The sequence below is a fragment of the Bacillus sp. 3a genome (assembly GCF_017161885.1).
GTDB lineage: Bacteria > Bacillota > Bacilli > Bacillales > Bacillaceae > Bacillus > Bacillus safensis.
On record NZ_CP067376.1, the window covers coordinates 3,139,033 to 3,158,833 of the forward strand.

Annotated in this window: 17 protein-coding genes; 5 read left to right on the forward strand and 12 right to left on the reverse strand. The window is 41.2% G+C overall.

The window, feature by feature from the left end; all coding sequences use genetic code 11:
* Positions 1-10: 10 nt before the first annotated feature.
* A complete protein-coding gene (locus JJ692_RS16010; protein ID WP_073204584.1) occupies positions 11-1,294 on the reverse strand; it encodes a M48 family metallopeptidase in 1,284 nt (427 codons plus the stop codon).
* A 177-nt stretch (positions 1,295-1,471) separates the two neighbouring features.
* Between JJ692_RS16010 and JJ692_RS16015 the strand changes: the two genes are divergently transcribed.
* Positions 1,472-1,879, forward strand: a complete 408-nt coding sequence (locus JJ692_RS16015) for a YhfM domain-containing protein (protein ID WP_024426550.1) — start codon at positions 1,472-1,474, stop codon at positions 1,877-1,879.
* An 81-nt stretch (positions 1,880-1,960) separates the two neighbouring features.
* Here the strand turns inward: JJ692_RS16015 and JJ692_RS16020 are convergent, their stop codons facing one another.
* The 3 genes from JJ692_RS16020 to JJ692_RS16030 all read right to left on the reverse strand — a co-directional run bounded on the left by JJ692_RS16020 (position 1,961) and on the right by JJ692_RS16030 (position 5,421).
* Positions 1,961-3,514 carry a fatty acid--CoA ligase family protein gene (locus JJ692_RS16020; RefSeq protein ID WP_206533948.1) on the reverse strand — a complete coding sequence of 518 codons (1,554 nt, stop codon included), beginning with the start codon at positions 3,512-3,514 and terminating at the stop codon, positions 1,961-1,963.
* 171 nt (positions 3,515-3,685) lie between these two features.
* On the reverse strand, positions 3,686-4,675 hold the full coding sequence (lplA, locus tag JJ692_RS16025; RefSeq protein ID WP_024425472.1) for a lipoate--protein ligase: 990 nt from the start codon (positions 4,673-4,675) through the stop codon (positions 3,686-3,688).
* A 2-nt stretch (positions 4,676-4,677) separates the two neighbouring features.
* On the reverse strand, positions 4,678-5,421 hold the full coding sequence (locus JJ692_RS16030) for an MBL fold metallo-hydrolase (protein ID WP_206533949.1): 744 nt from the start codon (positions 5,419-5,421) through the stop codon (positions 4,678-4,680).
* Positions 5,422-5,576: 155 nt separating this feature from the next.
* Here JJ692_RS16030 and yhfH point away from each other — a divergent pair, with 155 nt between their 5' ends.
* Together yhfH and JJ692_RS16040 are read left to right on the forward strand one after the other, a co-directional pair.
* A complete protein-coding gene (gene yhfH / locus JJ692_RS16035) occupies positions 5,577-5,714 on the forward strand; it encodes a protein YhfH (RefSeq protein WP_008359029.1) in 138 nt (45 codons plus the stop codon).
* 339 nt (positions 5,715-6,053) lie between these two features.
* Positions 6,054-7,343 carry a glutamate/proton symporter GltT gene (locus JJ692_RS16040; protein WP_039177611.1) on the forward strand — a complete coding sequence of 430 codons (1,290 nt, stop codon included), beginning with the start codon at positions 6,054-6,056 and terminating at the stop codon, positions 7,341-7,343.
* 33 nt (positions 7,344-7,376) lie between these two features.
* On the opposite strand, the gene JJ692_RS16045 is transcribed toward JJ692_RS16040, so the two are convergent.
* The 7 genes from JJ692_RS16045 to JJ692_RS16075 all read right to left on the reverse strand — a co-directional run bounded on the left by JJ692_RS16045 (position 7,377) and on the right by JJ692_RS16075 (position 17,422).
* On the reverse strand, positions 7,377-8,426 hold the full coding sequence (locus tag JJ692_RS16045; RefSeq protein WP_206533950.1) for a M42 family metallopeptidase: 1,050 nt from the start codon (positions 8,424-8,426) through the stop codon (positions 7,377-7,379).
* 144 nt (positions 8,427-8,570) lie between these two features.
* Complete coding sequence (locus JJ692_RS16050) at positions 8,571-10,880, reverse strand: YhgE/Pip domain-containing protein (RefSeq protein WP_206533951.1); 2,310 nt, start codon at positions 10,878-10,880, stop codon at positions 8,571-8,573.
* A 64-nt stretch (positions 10,881-10,944) separates the two neighbouring features.
* On the reverse strand, positions 10,945-11,523 hold the full coding sequence (locus JJ692_RS16055) for a TetR/AcrR family transcriptional regulator (protein ID WP_024426555.1): 579 nt from the start codon (positions 11,521-11,523) through the stop codon (positions 10,945-10,947).
* 173 nt (positions 11,524-11,696) lie between these two features.
* The gene (hemY, locus tag JJ692_RS16060) at positions 11,697-13,109 is read right to left on the reverse strand and encodes a protoporphyrinogen oxidase (RefSeq protein WP_044333704.1); all 1,413 of its coding nucleotides are present in this window, start codon (positions 13,107-13,109) and stop codon (positions 11,697-11,699) included.
* A gap of 22 nt (positions 13,110-13,131) precedes the next feature.
* A complete protein-coding gene (gene hemH, locus JJ692_RS16065; protein ID WP_024426557.1) occupies positions 13,132-14,070 on the reverse strand; it encodes a ferrochelatase in 939 nt (312 codons plus the stop codon).
* 32 nt (positions 14,071-14,102) lie between these two features.
* Positions 14,103-15,161 carry a uroporphyrinogen decarboxylase gene (gene hemE, locus JJ692_RS16070; protein ID WP_024425464.1) on the reverse strand — a complete coding sequence of 353 codons (1,059 nt, stop codon included), beginning with the start codon at positions 15,159-15,161 and terminating at the stop codon, positions 14,103-14,105.
* Between the two features lie 125 nt (positions 15,162-15,286).
* Positions 15,287-17,422, reverse strand: a complete 2,136-nt coding sequence (locus JJ692_RS16075; RefSeq protein WP_206533952.1) for a transglycosylase domain-containing protein — start codon at positions 17,420-17,422, stop codon at positions 15,287-15,289.
* A gap of 127 nt (positions 17,423-17,549) precedes the next feature.
* On the opposite strand from JJ692_RS16075, the gene JJ692_RS16080 reads away from it, so the two are divergent.
* On the forward strand, positions 17,550-18,035 hold the full coding sequence (locus JJ692_RS16080) for an antibiotic biosynthesis monooxygenase family protein (RefSeq protein WP_024425462.1): 486 nt from the start codon (positions 17,550-17,552) through the stop codon (positions 18,033-18,035).
* Between the two features lie 65 nt (positions 18,036-18,100).
* On the opposite strand, the gene JJ692_RS19015 is transcribed toward JJ692_RS16080, so the two are convergent.
* Positions 18,101-18,253 carry a hypothetical protein gene (locus JJ692_RS19015; protein ID WP_224426392.1) on the reverse strand — a complete coding sequence of 51 codons (153 nt, stop codon included), beginning with the start codon at positions 18,251-18,253 and terminating at the stop codon, positions 18,101-18,103.
* Between the two features lie 283 nt (positions 18,254-18,536).
* Here JJ692_RS19015 and JJ692_RS16090 point away from each other — a divergent pair, with 283 nt between their 5' ends.
* A complete protein-coding gene (locus tag JJ692_RS16090; RefSeq protein WP_024425461.1) occupies positions 18,537-19,724 on the forward strand; it encodes a M20 family metallopeptidase in 1,188 nt (395 codons plus the stop codon).
* Positions 19,725-19,801: the final 77 nt, after the last annotated feature.

The window sequence follows — 19,801 nt, forward strand, 5'->3', positions numbered from 1 at the left end:
ATTTTATTTATTACTGCTTTTTCGGCGTTTTCTCTTTTTCCGCCGCTTTTTCCATATCCATGATTCTCTCCATCATGGTTGGGTGTCCATAGCGGAAGATCTTCACTAAAAACGGTGGATTTACCTGGGACAGCCCTGATTTTGCAAGCTTTTGAAAAGACGTTACGCCTGCCTCCCCGTCTTTTGTCATGTTCACCGCATATTCGTCGGCTGCCCGTTCTTGATGCCTTGACACTGCATTTGTAAAAGGTGAAGCTGCAAAAGACAGCATCGATACGATGATTAAAAGAAGCGGAAGAGCAGCAATGTCGTGTGACACCTTGAGACGAAATGTGGCTGCTCCTTTTTGATAAAGATAAAAATAAAGACGGTCGATCGCAAATAATCCGGCCAATGACAGCACTAAATATCCTGCTAATCCAATATAGACATGTTTCATGACGTAATGTCCCATTTCATGCGCCATGATAAATAAAATTTCTTGGTCTTTCAGCTTTTGCAGTGTTGTATCCCATAAGACAATACGCTTATTTTCACCAATTCCTGTGACATAAGCGTTCATCGTATTCGTTTTCTCAGACATATTGACCTCATATACATGATCTGCCGGAATATGCGCTTTGTCTGCCAGCGTTAATATTTTCTTCTCTAGAGCTTGATCCTTTAGTGGATAAAAATTGTTATATAACGGATCAATGACGACCGGTTGTATAAAGAAGAGAAACAGCGTAACTGGGACTGTCAAACACCACGCATACAGCCACCAGCGTTTTCTTCTCTTTTGAATCAGCCAAAAGAACACAATAGCACAAAGGGAAAGAAGCGGATATTGAATCCAAAAATCCAGTGTTTGATCTTTCAACCAGCTTGCCGTACTTTGTGCAGATACTCCGTAGTGCAAAGAAAGCTGATAGCCAATCCACTTAATTGGCAATGAAATGATCATTGTTAGAAGTGACAGCACAAACACATACACAAGTTTGCTTAAAAACTTGAAACGAGCTGCTGCCAAGCTCCAGTCTGCTATTTTCCGTGAATACCCTGAAATGAGCAAAAGGAAAAAGACATACCAATCTAATGGGATGGTGATGAAATACAGCAGATTCCGTATATTCGAGAAATTCTCGCTGATCACAAGCTCATGACTTGTCATAAAGGTATGCGGATCTGCACTTGTCCCTTTTACACTTTCAGGTACCGATGAATCTCCCATTAGAAACAGATACGAATAAATAAAAAGACCGTACAATATGTATGCTACTGTTGCAAGAGCCATCCATTTACGTACTCGCACAGGTCAGCCTCCTTTCCATCCCTCTCTCTATTCTAGTCACGCATTTTTTCGTTTAGAACCTGTCTCATGTGGCTCCATCATAGCATGCCCCATCAGAAAAAGCTTTCGCGAAAAAAATGATTATGCGACTCAAAAATCGGAGAAGCTACATGTAAAACAGTAAGTTGGAGGATCAAAATGAAGAAAATCCTTGCAGGAGTTGTGATTTTTGGACTTTTATTAATCACCTTCTTTTATGTGTTCAGCCGGACGAGCGAAATCTTTGATGAGAATCGAGCTGAAAAATTGCTGCTCTCACCTGCGAATGAATCCATCTCTTATGAAATAGATGATAAGGACACAGTAGAAGATTTAATTGAAGAATTAAATAAAGGCAAACAAACAAGCAATCATCTCAAGAAAAATTTAAAAAAGCCCGATTATATCGCCAAGGTGATGTTCGGACGCACAAACGGCACCACCTTCCAGCTTTGGACCAACCGATCACAGGTCGTTTTTTTAGTTGATGGAACGTTTTATGAACTGAATCAAAAACAGTCAAATTCTTTTCAGAGACAGTTAAAAGAAGCCATTCAAAAGAGCTAAAATGATCTTTGAAAGAAAACCTTGAATTGCGAGGATTTGTCTACATGCTAAGGGAGTCTCCTCATCAGAGACTCCCTTTTTTTATTTACTTTCTTCTGCTTGATACTTTTCTCTTAGCGCTCTTCTTAAAATTTTACCTGTTGTGTTTTTAGGAATATCATCTATGAAATGGATCGTTTGGGGCTGCTTATATTTTGCTAAATAGCGTGAACAATGTGTGATGATGTCTTCTTGATTGATGTGAGCATGTTTCTTAGGGGAAATGTAACAGACGACTGCCTCTCCCGTGTTCGGATCTGGCACACCGATGACAACGGCTTCTGCTACAGCTTCATGTTGATAGAGTACTTCTTCTACTTCTCTTGGATAAACATTATAACCGCCAACAAGAATCATATCCTTTTTCCGATCGACAATATAAATATATCCTTCTTCATCTCTTCTCGCCAAATCGCCAGTATACAGCCAGCCGTCTCTTAGTGCAGCTTCTGTATCTTCTGGCATTTGATAATAGCCTTTCATGATGTTTGGCCCTTTTGCTATCAGCTCTCCGACTTCATTTGGACCGACTTCTTCTCCTAGTTCATTCACAATTTTATTCTTCACATTCATAATGTCAGTCCCGACAGAACCTGGTTTTCTTTTTCCGTCAAGAGGATTGAATGCAGTCACTGGAGAAGCCTCTGATAGCCCATAGCCCTCAAGGACCGTAACACCGAATTTTTTCTCAAAGCCATGGAGTAAGGCAACAGGCATTGAGGCACCACCTGATATACAGATCCTCACGGATGACATCGCTTCCTCATGCCCCTCCTGGCGGTACAAATAGTTATACATGGTGGGCACTCCAACAAATAGCGTTGGCTTCTCTTTTTCCATCATGCGCAAAAGCTCTGACGGGCTGAAATGCGGCAAGACATAAATCGTCGCACCATGAATCAACGGCGCATTCATACAGACTGTTAAACAAAATACATGGAACATTGGCAAAGCGGCAATAACCTTGTCCTCTTTATCAATCGATAAATACTCAGCGACATCTCTGGCATTTGAATAAAGGTTGAAATGAGTCAGCATGGCACCTTTTGGTTTTCCTGTCGTGCCAGATGTAAATAAAATAACAGCAGTATCATCTGGCTGAATGGAAGGATGTACGTTTTCATTCGCAGCACCTGACACAAGTTTTCCAAAGAAAACAAGTCGATCAGATACTTCCTTGAAGCTTGATCTGCACGCCGATTCATTTTCTGCACAAATAATGACTCTTTCAATGGACGGAAGCTGCTCATACACCTGCTCGTAAACTGGCAGAAGCTGTTCAGGCGCCACAATACCTTTCACATCGCCTGTGATGAGCATATATCCAATTTCACTAGGTGTATACGTTGGGTTAATAGGTACAACGACAAGCCCTGCCTTTAATGCGCCAAAAAAAGAAATGACAAAATGCGGTGAATTTCCTAAAATAAGCGCGATATGATCCCCGGCTTGAAACCCTTCGTTGACTAATCCATCTGCAAAACGCTCGATACTTGTCATCAGCTCTCGATAGGTCCACTTCTTTCCTTCAAAGATCAGTGCGATATTTTCTCCCTTCGTCATCGCCGTCTGCTGAAGATTTTTGATCAAATCCATTCTCCCACCCCTTACATGTCATCAATGAATGAATGACCATTCATTTTATGGCCGAACATTCCTCCTTTCTATTATAATAGACAATCGAAAAAATCCACAAGATCAAATGTAAATCGCTTTCATTTCCTTCAATCAAAAAAGCACTGCTATCTCTAGCCGTGCTTTCTCGAATTAATAAATCAAATCAAGAAAATCCTCTTTTGATACGTTGCCGAAATAGTGGCGCATATCCATATCTTCTAAGACATCACTGATCGTTTTACGATCATATTGCTGTCCGATGAGCCGCTTCTCAATATCGGCAATATCCCCTACGCCAAAGAAATCACCAAAGATTTTGCAATCCTGGATCATCCCTTTTTTCACTTCTAATCGCAAATCAATGGAGCCTGCAGGGAATCTCTTAGAATGCTGCAAATTAAATTTCGGTGAACGGCCGTAGTTCCATTCCCATTTTTGATAACGATCTCGAGAAATTTCGTGAATCTTTTCCCAATCCTTTTCAGTCAGGCGATATTGAGGAACGTCCCCATTTGTATCAAAAATGTAGCTTAAAAGAATTTTTCTAAATTCTTCTGTTGTCATTTTTTGATCCATCAGTTCACTGATATTGGCAACCCTGCTTCTAATCGATTTGATGCCTTTTGATTCAATTTTTTCTTTTTTCACATTTAAAGCCGAAACGACATGTTCAATTTCTGAATCAAATAGCAGTGTGCCATGGCTGAAAATACGTCCTCTTGTTGCGAACTGGGCATTTCCAGAAATTTTACGTCCATCTGCCATGATGTCATTTCTGCCGCTCAATTCAGCTTTAACGCCCAGCTTTTCAAGCGCTTTGATGACTGGCTCTGTGAACTTTTTAAAGTTATGGAAGCTGTCTCCATCATCTTTTGTGATAAAGCTGAAGTTTAAGTTCCCTTTGTCATGGTAAACTGCACCACCGCCGGATAAGCGGCGCACGACTTTGATTCCGTTGTCTTCCACATACTTTGTGTTGATTTCTTCTATTGTATTTTGGTTCTTTCCAATAATGATCGACGGCTGATTAATGTAAAACAGCAAATACGTTTCTTCTGGATCTAAATATTTTAAGCAATATTCTTCAATTGCCAAATTAATCATTGGATCATAATGTTGTTCGTTATCGATAAACAGCATCTCTATCTTCCTTCCTTGTTCCATCTAAGCCCTGAATGGGCAAGCTGTATACTGCCAGTATATAACGCCTGTGCTTCATTGACTAGGTCTTTATGACGACCAAAATGGGGCAGATGAGTGATGATGAGTTCCCCAACATTTGCTTCCTTTGCAATCTTCCCTACCTCTGTACTGTTCATATGTCCAGCACCTGATCCATCCTGTCCAGCGTAAAAATTGCTTTCGGCTATGAGCAGATCTGCTCCCTTGCTAAAAGGAATAAATGCCTCCTGATAGCTTGAGTCTGCTGTATACACGACCACAGCATCCTCTGCCTGAATTCTCATCGCATAGCATTCTGCCGGATGAACCGTTTTCAAAAAATCAATTTGAAATGGTCCAAGCTGAATCCCTTCTTCTGGCTGATAAGGCTTTGCCTTTGTATGTACATCATCAGAAAGCCGTCCAAATGCTTCTTGATCACCAGTATGTCCATAGATCGGAAGCTGGCCGCTGCTTTTTCCTAAATGATATCCCACTAGCTTCGCATATTGGAGTGGTCCGATATCTGCAATATGATCGTGGTGATAATGAGAAAGGAGAACAGCATCTAGTTCTTCTATATCAATGTATTGCTGAAGCTTTGAAAGAACACCGCTTCCGCAGTCTACAAGAAGCCTGAAGCCATTCGATTCAAAAAGGTAGCCTGATGTCGCTTCACCTGCTGCCGGAAACCCTCCATAGCATCCAATTACGGTTAATTTCATCGTCATTTTCCCTCCTTTTCTAAAAATCCCCTTCTTACAATATACCCATTTTTCATGGAAAAAGCATTCTTCCTGCCTATTGTTACAAAACAGATTGACAAATATTAATCTGTTATAATACAATGATAGCAACAAAACGTATTGGAGGATGACAAATGCTAGGAAAAATCACAGAGTTTTTTAGAAATTTGCCCTCAAAGAAATGCACAAAATGTGGAAATGATTTAATGGAACAGCACGAGTGTTACGGTAATGAATGTGAGGAATGCTCACAAGTAAGTTATCTTAAATAAGGGAATAAATTGAATAAAAAAGCACTTTTTCCCTCCTCCGTCAGTTGGAGTCAAAAGTGCTTTTTATTTTTTTCTGAAAAATAGGTAAAAGGTAAAACCCTTGTCACAAAAGGGTTTTTAGTATTTTTATATGATGAGTTTTAGTTCTGAAGACACTTTTTATTGACTAAAAACAATGAAGGAGGTTCTAAATGTCTATATTTTTCTAACAATTTTGTATTTTCTTAATATAATTTTATCGTGGACGAACCTCTTTAATTTTAGTTATACTTTAATTCATATATTAAAACTTAATATGATGGGAATATTCCTTTAATGAATATGTTAGGGAGGAAATCTATGAAAAAATTAAAATTTGGATTGGCTACTCAAATCCTAATCGGTCTTATTCTCGGTGTCGTTGTTGGGGCAATCTTTTTCGGTAACCCAGGAGTCGAGACATACTTAAAACCAATTGGAGACTTCTTCTTAAGACTCATTAAGATGATTGTCATACCAATTGTCGTATCCAGCTTAATTTTAGGTGTTGCAGGTGCGGGTGATGGTAAAAAAGTAGGGAAACTTGGTTTTAGAACCATTCTTTATTTTGAAATTATCACAACATTTGCGATTATCCTTGGCCTTGTCCTAGCAAACTTTGTACAGCCTGGTGCAGGCGTTGACTTTGGAAATACGGAAAAACAAGATATTAGCCAGTATGTTGAAACGGAAAAAGAGCAAAGCAGCAAATCAGTTGCTGATACGTTCCTTCATATCGTTCCAACGAACTTCTTCCAATCATTGGCGGAAGGTGATTTGCTTGCGATTATTTTCTTCACTGTGCTATTTGCACTTGGCGTTTCAGCGATTGGGGAACGCGGTAAACCAGTGCTCGCCTTCTTCGAGGGTGTATCACATGCCATGTTCCATGTCGTTAATGTTGTGATGAAAGCTGCACCATTTGGTGTATTCGCACTCATTGGTGTGACCGTATCAAAATTTGGTCTTGAATCTCTTATTTCATTAGGTAAGCTTGTAGGTCTTGTTTATTTTGCGCTCGCTCTCTTCCTTATCGTTGTATTCGGAATTATCGGAAAGATGATTGGCGTCAATATTTTCAGATTTCTTGCTTACATGAAAGACGAAATGCTTCTTGCCTTTAGTACATCCAGCTCTGAAACAGTTTTACCAAGAGTCATGGATAAAATGGAACGCATCGGATGTCCAAAAGGAATTGTTTCGTTCGTTATCCCAATCGGTTATACGTTTAACCTGGATGGCTCCGTCTTGTATCAAGCCATTGCTGCGCTTTTCCTTGCACAGGTATATGGCATTGACCTCACGATCGTCCAGCAGCTTACACTTGTTCTTGTACTGATGGTAACATCTAAAGGAATGGCTGCCGTTCCTGGTACTTCATTTGTTGTATTACTCGCGACATTAGGAACGATCGGTGTACCTGCTGAAGGTCTTGCATTTATTGCAGGTGTGGACCGTATCATGGATATGGCACGGACTGTTGTGAACTTAACAGGAAATGCACTTGCAGCAGTTGTCATGTCTAAATGGGAAGGGCAGTATGATCCTGAAAAAGGACATCGCGTGATGACAGGACAAGAGGTACCTGAGCCAACACAGCTTTCAAGCTAATGAAAAAGAACCCCATCTATAGGGGTTCTTTTTTTATACTGTAATTAATGGTGATTGAACATAGTGATAAAGAAGATCTGCTGTATGGACAAGTGAATCTTCATGTGTTCTTTCAAAGGCATGCGAGGAATCTATACCAGGACCAATCAGTCCATGAATGATATCATGCCCTGCTCTAATGGCTGCTGATGCATCAGAGCCGTAATAAGGGTAAATATCAAGGCGGTAATCAATGTTGTGCTCTTCTGCTAATGCAGCTAAATGCTTGCGTAATCCATAGTGATAAGGGCCGCTCGAATCCTTTACACAAATCGATACACTGTATTCATCTGTTGATTGACCGTCACCGATCGCGCCCATATCTACAGCTAGATATTCCACCGTTTCTTCTGGAATATTCGAGTTCCCGCCGTAGCCAATTTCTTCATTATTAGAAATTAAGAAGTGCGTCGTATGCGGCAATGTGATATTTTCCTTTTGAATTCTGTGGATGAGCCGCAAAAGCAGCGCAACACTTGCCTTATCATCAAGATGTCTTGATTTAATAAACCCTGAAGACGTCACTTCCACTCTCGGATCAAATGAAATAAAGTCCCCTACTTGAATGCCAAGTGCTTTGATATCGTCTGCATTTTTCACCTTTTCATCGAGACGAATCTCCATATTTTCTTGATTTCGTTTCGCTTTTCCAGCATCCGCATAGACGTGTACGGATGTTTGATGCATAAGAATGGTCCCTGTGTATGTATGGCCTGATGCTGTTTCAATTTCACAATATTCGCCTTCAATTGAGTTATACTGAAAGCCTCCAATAAGTGCTAGACGAAGCCGTCCATTTGATTTAATTTCCTTAACCATCGCACCGAGCGTATCGACATGCGCTGTCAGCATGCGATGTTCTTTGTCATTTGTTCCTTTAATGGTGGCAATTAATCCGCCTTTTCGATTTCGTTTTGTCTCAATGTTCAAATCTTGTAAAAAACGTTCAACAAAGCCGATCACTTTTTCTGTATTTCCTGATGGACTTGGGATTGATACAAGCTTTTGAATCAGCTGAACGGTTTCATTTACTTCAGTAGTCATTCGGCATTTCCTCCTTTGTCTGAAAGCAATTCCTTCCATGTATGCCTTTTTCAGCATCTCTTCTTAAAATATATCGCTTCAGGTTCGAGATGTCTAATTTCAAATGAAAAATCCTTCCTCTATTAAAGAGAAAGGATTCATGGATTAAGCTTCGTCCTGTTTCATTTTTCTTACGTTCCAAGCAAAGTATGCTGTTGTTGCCGCCATCATGATGATCGCAACTGTACCAAGGATCGCTGCTTGGTGCCATAAATAGCTGTCATCACCGCTTGCAATGATCGTTCTAAATCCGTTGATTGTATACGTCATTGGAAGCAGACTGTGAATGACTTGGAAGAATTTCGGCACAAGCTCAAGCGGGAATGTACCAGCACTTGCTGCGAGCTGAAGAACCAAGATGATAACAGCAATGAAGCGTCCTGGGTTCCCCATTGTTGTCGCCAGCAGCTGAATGATCGCTAAGAATGTCAGACTGACGATAATCGCAAAGAGATAGAAGCGCCAGAGGCTTTCCACCTCAAGACCAAGCCCAAAGATGAGCAAGGAGCTTGCAATAACTGCTTGCAGGATACCAACAAAAAAGAGCACACTATATTTGCTGAAAAACCATTCAAACGCATTTCTAGGGCGCCCAGCAGGGTCTTTCATTGGGAAGACAACGGTGAGCATGAGAGCCCCTACAAAGAGCCCCATCGATAAAATATAAGGTGTGAGTCCTGTACCATAATTATCGATCTTTTTCGCTGTATCATTTTCTGTTTTCACGGGACTCGCAATCATATTGTAATTGTCTTGACCCGCATCAATTTCTCCTGTTTCATCAGCGGCACTTTTTAATTTATCAGACAGCTTACCTGTACCGCTCTTTAAATCTCCCAATCCTTTATCGAGTGATTTTGAACCTTCAGCAAGCTTAGATGTGTTGCTTTGGATATTCGTTGAACCACTTTCCAGCTTATTTAACGCTGCACTAAGCTGGCTTGAACCATTCGCAAGCTTATCTGCACCGCTTTTCGCTGTATCAAGCTTTCCATTTGCTGTTTGCAGACCATCTTGTAATTGGCCTTGACCTGTTTGGAGCTTCAGTGCACCTTGATACAATTTATTCGTACCAGATGTCATTTGATCAATCGCATTTTGTATCGCGACTGTAGACGTGTACAGCTGTTCCGTTTTCTTTGGCAGCTGTTTGACTTGCTGCAGCTGAGCTTTTGCAGAAGCAACCGCAGATTGAACCTCACTAGCATCAGGCAGTTCCTGCAAGGCCGCTAAGCTTTGTTCAAGTCCAGATAGATCAGGCAGTTCGATTTTAGGCAGACTGTTTAGCTGATCCATTGCCGCTTTCTTCTCTTCGTCTGTCATTGAGCTGTTTTGGATGATGCTTTTTACTTTAGCATCTCGATTCGATAACGCTTCTTTTAATGAAGCCAGTTTTGTACTAAACGTTTTTGCGTCTTTTTTCACCTGATCAAGTTTAGGCGCCATCTTTTCAAGATTCGCTAATTCTGGTGACGACAAGACTTTTTCTACTGCTTCGATTTTTTCTGAAAAAGATTGTGCTTTGTTGTTTAGCTGCTCAATACCCGCTGTAAATTGCGGCATTTTAGAAGCGAGCTGCTGATGGCCTTCGCGGCTTGTGTTTAACCCTTCAGTCAATGTATCAATCCCTGTACCAAGCTCTCCAAATTTCTGATCAATGGTTTGATAGCCTGTTAAGAGCTGGCCAAGTCCGCTGTCAAGAGATTGTATTCCTGTGTTCAGTTCACCCATTTTACCAGCAAACTGATGAACACCTTCGCTATAGGTTAACGTTCCTTCAGCCAATTTTGCTAGATTTTCTTTTAATTTGTTACTGCCATCTTTTGCATCTTTTGTTCCGTCATCAATTTTCTTCGCACCATCGCTTGCTTGATCTAAGCCTTTTGCAATCGTTTTGAAGTTATCAAAAATGACCTCTGCGTAATTTTTTGTGACTTCCTTTGAAACCGAATCTTTTAATTTGATAATGGCATTATTCGCAATTTGTGACGCCGCATAGTTGGCGCCTGGATTCGTATAATATTTCAGATTCGATTTTTTCGGATGTTTATCAAGGACTGTACTTGCATTTTTCGAGAATTCCTTTGGTATTTCCACGACGAGATAATAATCCTCGTTATTTAATCCCTTCAAGGCTTTTTCTTCACTATCGACAAAGTTCCATTTGAAATTATCATTTTTCTTTAATTCCTTCACTAAATCATCGCCGACATGCAGTGTTTTTCCGTCATAATGACTGCCTTCGTCCAAGTTGACAACTGCTACAGGCAATTGATCAACTGTACCATATGGATCCCAGTACGCTTTTAAAAACACGCCGCTGTAAATCAGCGGAATAAATAAGACAGCGAAAATCGGGATCAGTAGTTTTTTGCTCGTCACAATGTCTTTCCATTGATTCCGAATTAAATTCATTGCTGTTTTCCTCCCATAGATGAATGACTAAATTTAGAATTTGGTCATTTGAACTTAAAAAAAATTATCTTGCTGCTAAAAGTCCTTTGAGTACATAAAGCTCCAGCGACTCGGCCACCTCTTCTTTTGTTAAAGGCTCGTATCGCTTTTCCCAATCAAAAATAAGTGCAATATATAGTTTCACCATCACAAATGCAGTCAATTCAGGATCACATGGCTTAATATCGCCTTTATCAATCGCTTCTTTTACTTTCGTTTTAATATAGCGAATGATCATTTGCTCCATCTTCTCAATCATTTCCTTGACCGCTGACGTGCCAAGCTTCGCATTTTCCTGAAAGATTTTGATTGTGAGCTGGTGATTTTTTCGAAATTCCAATATTGCAAAGAGTGCTAAATGAAGGTTTTCAGAGAAACTTTTCTCCTCATCCATTGCTTCATCCGCAATTTTCCTCATCTCACTTAAAAGGGATGTAAAAATTTCATCGAACAGCTCTTCTTTGTTTTTGAAAAAGGTATAAATGGTTCCTTTTCCGACGTTGGCAAGCTTCGCCACAAGGTCCATTGTGGTGGCTTTATACCCGAATTGAGTAAATGCCTTCGTAGCCCCGTCTAAAATCATTTGTCTCCTATCAACACTCATGATCTCACTCCCAAAATGACTATTTGAACGTTTTGGTCATTAAGTACAGAAAGTAATATACCATATCCTTTTCTCCAGATGCAACAACTTTGTTCACTTTTATGATTCACAACTCTTTTTGAATTATTCGAGCATGAAAAACTCCCTTTCCTTGATAGAAAAGGGAGTTAGTTTTATGAAAATAGATAAGATACAGCCTCTGAAATGGCAGCTTTTCCTTGATCAATACAATCAGGGATTCCGACACCTTCAAAAGCAGCACCTGTGATATAAACACCAGGATATGATTGCTTAAACGTTTCTCGCATGTTCGAAATGGCTTTTTGATGACCGACGTGATATTGCGGCATGCTCGTCTTCCAGCGAGTCACTGTCGTCAGTTCTGGATCTGCTTTAATATCCATAATTTTCTTTAAATCTTCCAGCACAATGCTGACGATTTGATGGTCTGACTGTTCGACAATTGATTCGTCGCCAGCCTTCCCTACATAAGCACGCAATAATGTTTTTCCTTTAGGAGCTGTATGCGGCCATTTTTTGTTCGTCCACGTACAAGCTGTAATAGAGAAATCACTGTTTCTTGAGATGACAAAACCAGTACCGTCATATTCATTATGAACATCCTCTTCTTTAAAACCGAGTGCAACCGTTGCAACAGAAGTAGATGTCATATCATGCAAGTACTCAAGCCCCGCTTCTTTTGGAAACATGGAATAGATTGATTGATGCGGAGTTGTCACAATGGCTGAATCAGCAAAAAGCGTTTGACCGCTGTCTAACTGCACACCGTAGCCCCCATCTGTTTTTTCAATCTGCTTCACTTTTGTCCCTTTATAAATCGTTGTCAGCTTAAGCTTGCTTTCTACTGCTTCAACAAGCGCTTGAAGTCCTTGATTGATCGTTTGGAACTGCCCTTGTTTTTTCGCTGTCACTTGCTGCGCTTTCGCATGCTGCTGTGATTTTTTCATCCCAAGAATCAAACTGCGATGCTTTTGTTCTGTTTGATAAAACTGCGGGAAGGTGGACATTAAGCTGAGACGGTCAATGTCACCTGCATAAATGCCTGATAGAAGAGGTTCGATTAAATTCTCAACTACTTCATCACCGACACGTCTTCTAAAGAATTCACCGAGCGACTGATCTTCTGTTTGCTTGCTTTTTGGCAAGACGAAATCCATTGCCGCTCTCGCTTTTCCTGCAACTGAAAAAAGACCGGTTGTGATGAATGGGCTGATTTGAGTTGGAATACCCATGACAGCGCCTTTTGGCATCGGGTGAAGGGTTTCATTGACTAGTACATACGCCTGCCCTGTTTCATTATTGACGAGCTGATCTGCGAGACCCACATCCTTCGCCAGCTGCGGTCCACTGACCTTTCTTTCTAAAAATGAATCAGGTCCACGTTCAATGATGTAGCCGTCTTTATATAATGTTTGGATTTTTCCACCTAGCCTAGGGCTCGCTTCAATAAGAGATATTTGAATGGGAAGACCTTTTTCTTCGACTTCCTTTTCCAAATAGAAGGCGGCGGCTAAACCAGTGATGCCACCGCCAATGATGACAAGGTGTTTTTGATTGTCATGCATAGGATCGCCTTCTTTTATATAATTACTTGCTTTCGTCAAGCTTCTTTAATACGACAGTTGCGAGGGCATCAATAAATGCTGGTTTCGCATTTGGCATTTCTGGTCGATAGTAGGCTGCACCGATTTCATCTGTCACGACTTTACATTCATAATCGTTGTCGTATAACACTTCAAGATGGTCAGCGACAAAACCAACAGGCACATATACGAACGTTTTATAGCCTTTTTGTTCGAATAGGTCCCGTGTTAAGTCTTGAACGTCTGGTCCAAGCCATGGATCAGGCGTGTTGCCTTCGCTTTGCCAGCCAATTTCATAATGTTCAATTCCTGCACCTTCTGCAATCATTTTGGCAGATTGTGCGAGCTGATCAGGATATGGATCTCCTGCTGCAATAATCTTTTCAGGAAGGCTGTGTGCAGACACAATGAGTACGGCTGATTCTCTTTCCTCTTCACTCATTGATGCATACGTATCCTTCACTTGTTTCACCCAATAGTCCACAAACTTCGGCTCATCGTACCAGCTTTCCACAGACGTAATCTTCAGATTGCCAAGCTTGTCTGCCTCATCTTGTGCACGCTTGTTATACGATTTCACGCTAAAGGTTGAAAAATGCGGCGCAAGAACAATACTCACTGCTTCTGTGATGCCGTCCTTGTGCATCTCTGCAACTGCATCCTCAATGAACGGCTCAATATGCTTTAAGCCAATGTAGACATGAAATTCAATGTCGTCTTGGATGTCGTTCAAATGATCACACAAACCATTTGCCTGCTGTTCGGTAATTTTTGATAAAGGAGAAATACCGCCGATTGCCTTGTAGCGATCCTTCAAATCTTGCAGCATCTCTGGCTCCGGCTTTCTGCCTCTGCGGATATGTGTATAATAACGCTCAATATCTTCTTCTTTATATGGGGTGCCATATGCCATGACAAGAAGTCCCATTTTCTTTTTCTCCACAACCAACACTCCTTCAGATCATTTGAAATAGTTTAGATGGATGATTTTTTATGTTTCGCTGAATAATCGTGAATAAAATCTGTCAGCTTCTTTAACGTATCTGGTGAAACATCTGGAAATACCCCATGACCTAAGTTAAAGATAAAGTGATCTGATTTCATTCCTTGATCTAAAATATCTTTTGCTCTCTCTTCAATGACTTCCCAAGGAGCAAGTAAAATAGTTGGATCAAGGTTCCCCTGTAACGTTTTTGTGAGCCCTTCTTTTCTTGCTTCGTCTACACTCATACGCCAATCCAGTCCAACCACATCAAGCGGCAGGTCATGCCAATCTTTCGCTAAATGGCTTGCACCAACTCCATACATGATCATTGGGACGTTTTCAGACTTCAGCTCTGTGAAAATTCGCTGCATGACAGGCTTAATGAATGTCCGGTAATCTGCTGCATTTAAAGCGCCAACCCATGAGTCGAAAATTTGAAATGCACTGACCCCGGCTTTTACCTGCGCACGTATGTACGTGATCGTCATATCAGCTAACTTGTTCATGAGCAGCATCCACGCCTCAGGATCACTGTACATCAGCGCCTTTGTTTTATGATAATTTTTAGATGGACCGCCTTCAATCATATAGCTTGCCATCGTAAATGGTGCGCCAGCAAAACCGATAAGCGGAACATTCAGCTGCTCCTTCGTTAAAAGCTGAATGGTATCAAGCACATATGGCAGGTCTTCTTCAGGATGAAGTTCCCCAAGACGTTCAATATCTGCTTTAGATCGAATCGGTGCATCAATCACAGGTCCAATTCCATTTTTAATTTCTACGTCCACTCCAATAGCCGGAAGCGGGGTCATAATATCTTTATATAAAATAGCGGCATCTACACCATATTGTTCTACAGGAAGTCTTGTTACATAAGCACATAACTCTGGCTGATGCGTAATTTCAAATAGCCCGTATTTTTCTTTAAGGGCACGATATTCAGGCTGTGAGCGTCCTGCCTGTCTCATATACCACACTGGTACATGGTCTGTTTTTTCCCCTTTACACGCCTTTAAGAACGTGTCATTAAAAACCTTCGTTTTTCCCATTACCTTTCATTCCACCTTTCGCCTTATACTCTCTTTTTGTACAAGGCTCAAACCTGCTTTTACTATACCGTTTTTTCAAGGCACGGTATACTAAAGCGGCTCAATGTTCAAAAAATCGCCGAATATTAACGTCCAAAAGCCTCTGGCTTGACATATGGACTGCCTTCTCCTTCTTCTTGCGTTTGGGTATTATATGGAACAACCTTATACTCTGCATTTGAAAATACATTGGCATACGGCATTGTATAGCTGTCCACGCCTGTCACTGTGTCGATCAGCGTCTCGCTTCCATTTCTCTTTTCATAGATGCGGTATTCAATGCGTTTATCCTCCTGATTGTCCCAAGACAACTCTAATGTAAACAAGCCTTTGATTTTAAACGCATAGCGAGCTTCAAATCCTGATAATCCCTCTAAATGGATGGGCGACTCGAGCTCTTTAATCCCCTCTGGTTTTTCAAACGTTTCATTGGTGATTTGAGCTGCTGTTAAAATATCTTTAAACAGCTGCACAGGGTATTGACTGCCTCCAGTTAAATAGTGGCTGTTATCTGTTTTGTCATACCCCATCCAAATTGCACCCGTTGTACTAGGCGTATAGCCGGCAAACCAAGCATCCTTTGTTGCACCTTTCACACCTGAATATGTGGTCGTACCTGTCTTACCTGCTAAATCTCCAGCGTATGAACCGCTCTGGGCTGTTCCGCCCTTGACGACTTGCTGGAGCATTCTTGTCATATTCCAAGCATTCTGCACACTAAATACTCGTTCTTGCTGACTACGATTCTTTTCTACAGTTTCTCCTTCATCATTGGTGATTTTTTGAATAAAGAAAGGCTTTTTATATACACCTTCATTTGCAAAAGTATGAAAGGCTCCAGCGATCTGTAATGGAGAAACTCCTTTTTCTAAACCGCCAAGTGCAATAGCTAAGCCTTTATCCGAGATATCTATCCCCATTTTCTCGAGATATGATTTCGACGTATCAATGCCCAGCTGGCTTAATGTCCACACAGCAGCGGTATTTTTACTTTTCATGAGAGCTTCCACCATTGTGACCCTACCTTCATACTGCCCATCGTAATTCTTAGGTGAATAGCCGTCATAGCTTTTTTCTTTGTCTTCAAGCAGTGAATAAGGTCTGAATTTTTTCTCCTGCATTGCCGGGCCGTAGACTGCGATCGGCTTAAAAACAGATCCCGGCTGCCTAACAGCTGTCACCCTGTTGTAGCCTCTCGCCTGATATTCTCGTCCCCCGATGGCTGCTTTTACTCCACCAGACTCGTTATCAATAAATACGGCGCTGCCTTCCGGAGAACCGCTTTTTCCCGGGAAATAACGGTTGTTCTTCATCGCATCATAAGCGGTTTTTTGCAGATTCATATCAATCGGAACTGTAATGGTATAGCCGCCTTGAAGCAATTGTTCATGCGAAATGGCATACTCTGATTCTGCTTCTTTAATAATGAGATCAACATAGCTGTCCACCCAAGGCGTTTCTGATTTCTTTTTTAAATGAATGCCTAGTGTTCTCCCTTTTGCTTCTACTGTTTCTGTTGAAGACAAATATCCTTGTTCGTTCATTAAATTCAGGATGGTGTCCCGCCTCTGTTTATTTTTATCAGGGTGTAAAACAGGCGAGTAAGAAGATGGTGCCTTTGGCATCGCAGCGAGTGTGGCACCTTCGCTGACCGTTAAATCTTTGACATCCTTACTAAAATAATAATTGGCTGCTGCCTGAATACCATAAACACCATGGCCAAAGTAAAGCTGATTCAAATACATCTCTAGCAGCTTATCCTTTGAATAATCTCTCTCTAAATTAATGGCAATAATGACTTCTTTCGTTTTTCGAAGAAAGGTTTTATCATTTGTGAGAAAAATATTTTTTGCGAGCTGCTGGGTAATTGTACTGCCGCCCTCTACCTTCCCTCCTGCTAATATATCTCGATAAACCGCCCTTGAAATAGACTGTGCATCAATTCCGTGATGCTCATAAAAACGCTTGTCCTCGACAGCCACAAAAGCTTTTGCTACTTTATCAGGCACCTCTTTTAATGACACAGGGTCCCGATTTTCTGAATACATGCTTGTGAGTTCTTTTCCATTCTGATCAATGATTTTGGAGGAAGCGTGAAAAACAAGCTTCTTTTCATCTATGACATAATGTCCTAAAAATAAAATCGTCAGATAGCCAATGAATGAGAGTACGATTGTACTTCCTGCAATGACTAATGGAATGATTATCTTCTTTTTCTTCAAATTAGGTCACCTCATTCCTTTATACGGATAGTATGGGATGTATTGCTTCATAATATGTTTTATGGATTGACTGCCAAAGAATTATATATCATTCTTTTGTTATACTATCAAGCAGGAGGCGGTTTAGATGAATTTTTATATTACATATGGAACAGCAGATTTTTTGCATAAAATCGCAAAGAAACACCATCTGGAAAATCTGCTTTATATGGTCGGAAAAGAACAAGCAGCTCTTTTTCATGAAACGGAGGGTGAGACTGTATTTAAAGCCCCTCATGCCTATGATGTGATTTATGCGAAAGGCGAGCTTGTCCAATCTGGTTTCGTCACCTTGAATCATATCCCTGTTAAGCTTGAAAGCAGAGCACTGTTTGAATCCACCTTTCAGAAAAAGACGAACATCTCAGAACATCAGCGCGGCTTCCAGGCTATTCGCGTTTTAAGACCTCAAAAAGATGAAGAAGTTTATTTGATTTTGACACTTTGGGAATCAGAGGACTTATTTCAAGACTTTCAAGAATCAGAAGCATTCTTTCAGCCACACGAAGATACAGGCTCCATTTTCTCTCGTCCAGCTTACCTCACATCCTACCATGCCGTCACAGACAATTAAGGAAGTGCTGCTCTCAGCACTTCTTTTTTTCATCAAAAAAAGCCCAGTCGCCTGGGCTCTTCATTTTATGAACTTGATTTCAGCTCGTACCGATGAATGATCGGCTGAAGCACATAGAAATTCAGCAATATCCACCCTAATAAGACCGGCCACTTCAACATAGGTGAAGCACCTTTCAATTGAATCAGCAGCACCAATAGCGGAATCAAGCAGATCATAAAAAAACTCATTTTTGAGACAAAGGTTTCTTTGATTTGATGCCGGCAGCTTGGACACATCATCATTTTCGTATGTGATAAATGAAATTTTTCGACGAAAGAAAATGTTTTTGAACAATTTGGACAGCTTCCCAACGCTACTCCTCCCTTTCCCTACTTCATATCAACTTCGACTTTTATGTAAAATGACCTTTTGATACTGACCACGAAATCCTCTTCTGTTGAAAGATTCTAACAATTACCATACAATCAGTAAAAGAGCATGAAGGAGGTTTTCGATTCAATGACAATATCCACTTTACAAAAAAGCATCAATGAACGTCTTGATGAACATTATGAGGAAATGGTTGAAATTAGACGCCATCTCCATATGAATCCTGAACTTTCTTTTCAGGAAGAAGAAACAGCCGCTTTCATCGCCAGCTACTATGATACATTACAAATACCTACGCGCACCAAGGTGGGCGGTCATGGCGTACTCGCTTTTATTGAAGGAGCTTCTCCGGGACCAACCATTGCCCTCAGAGCTGATTTTGATGCACTTCCCATCCACGATGAAAAAGATGTACCTTACAAATCAACAAAGCCTGGTGTGATGCATGCGTGCGGTCACGATGGGCATACTGCGACACTTCTTGTATTAGCAAAAGTCTTGCATACGCATCGTGATCAATTAAAAGGAAAGATCGTCCTCATTCATCAGCATGCCGAGGAATATGCTCCCGGCGGTGCAAAACCAATGATTGAAGACGGCTGTTTAGACGGGGTCGATGTGATATTTGGTACGCACCTTTGGTCTTCAGAGCCTTGTGGCACGATTCTTTATAAAAGCGGGAACTTTATGGCAGCGGCCGATCGTTTCTCCATTCAAGTCCAAGGGAAAGGCGGACACGGCGCCCAGCCTCATTTAACCAAAGATGCCGTACTCATCGGTTCACAAATCGTCGCAAACCTGCAGCAAGTCGTTGCACGTAAAGTCAATCCAATTGATTCTGCTGTTGTTTCTGTTGGAGGTTTTGTAGCGGAGAATGCCTTTAACGTTATTGCAGATTCAGCTGTTTTAACGGGTACTGCACGATCCTTTGAAGAAAGTGCACGGCATATCATCGAACGAGAAATTGAACAGGTGGTAAAAGGGGTATGCCAGATGCATGATGCTGCCTACACATATGAATACGTAAGAGGATACCCAGCTGTCAAAAACCATCCAAAGCCGACTGAATATATTGCTGGCATCGCAAACCAGACAGAAGGTGTCACAGAAGTAAAAGAAGCGGAAACCCAAATGGGCGGAGAAGACTTTGCTTACTACCTTCAGCATGTCCCTGGTACCTTCTTCTACACAGGCGCCATGCCCGAAAACAGCCAGGACGTGTATCCACATCATCATCCAAAGTTTGATATCAACGAAAAAGCAATGCCTATCGCAGCAAAGGTTCTCGCTAACGCCGTTCTTTCCTACAATGAATAAAAAAAAGCCGCTGTCATCAGCGGCTTCAGCGTGTAGACAAACCCTCGCATTCGGTGTCAGGTCTGCGCTCCGGTGCT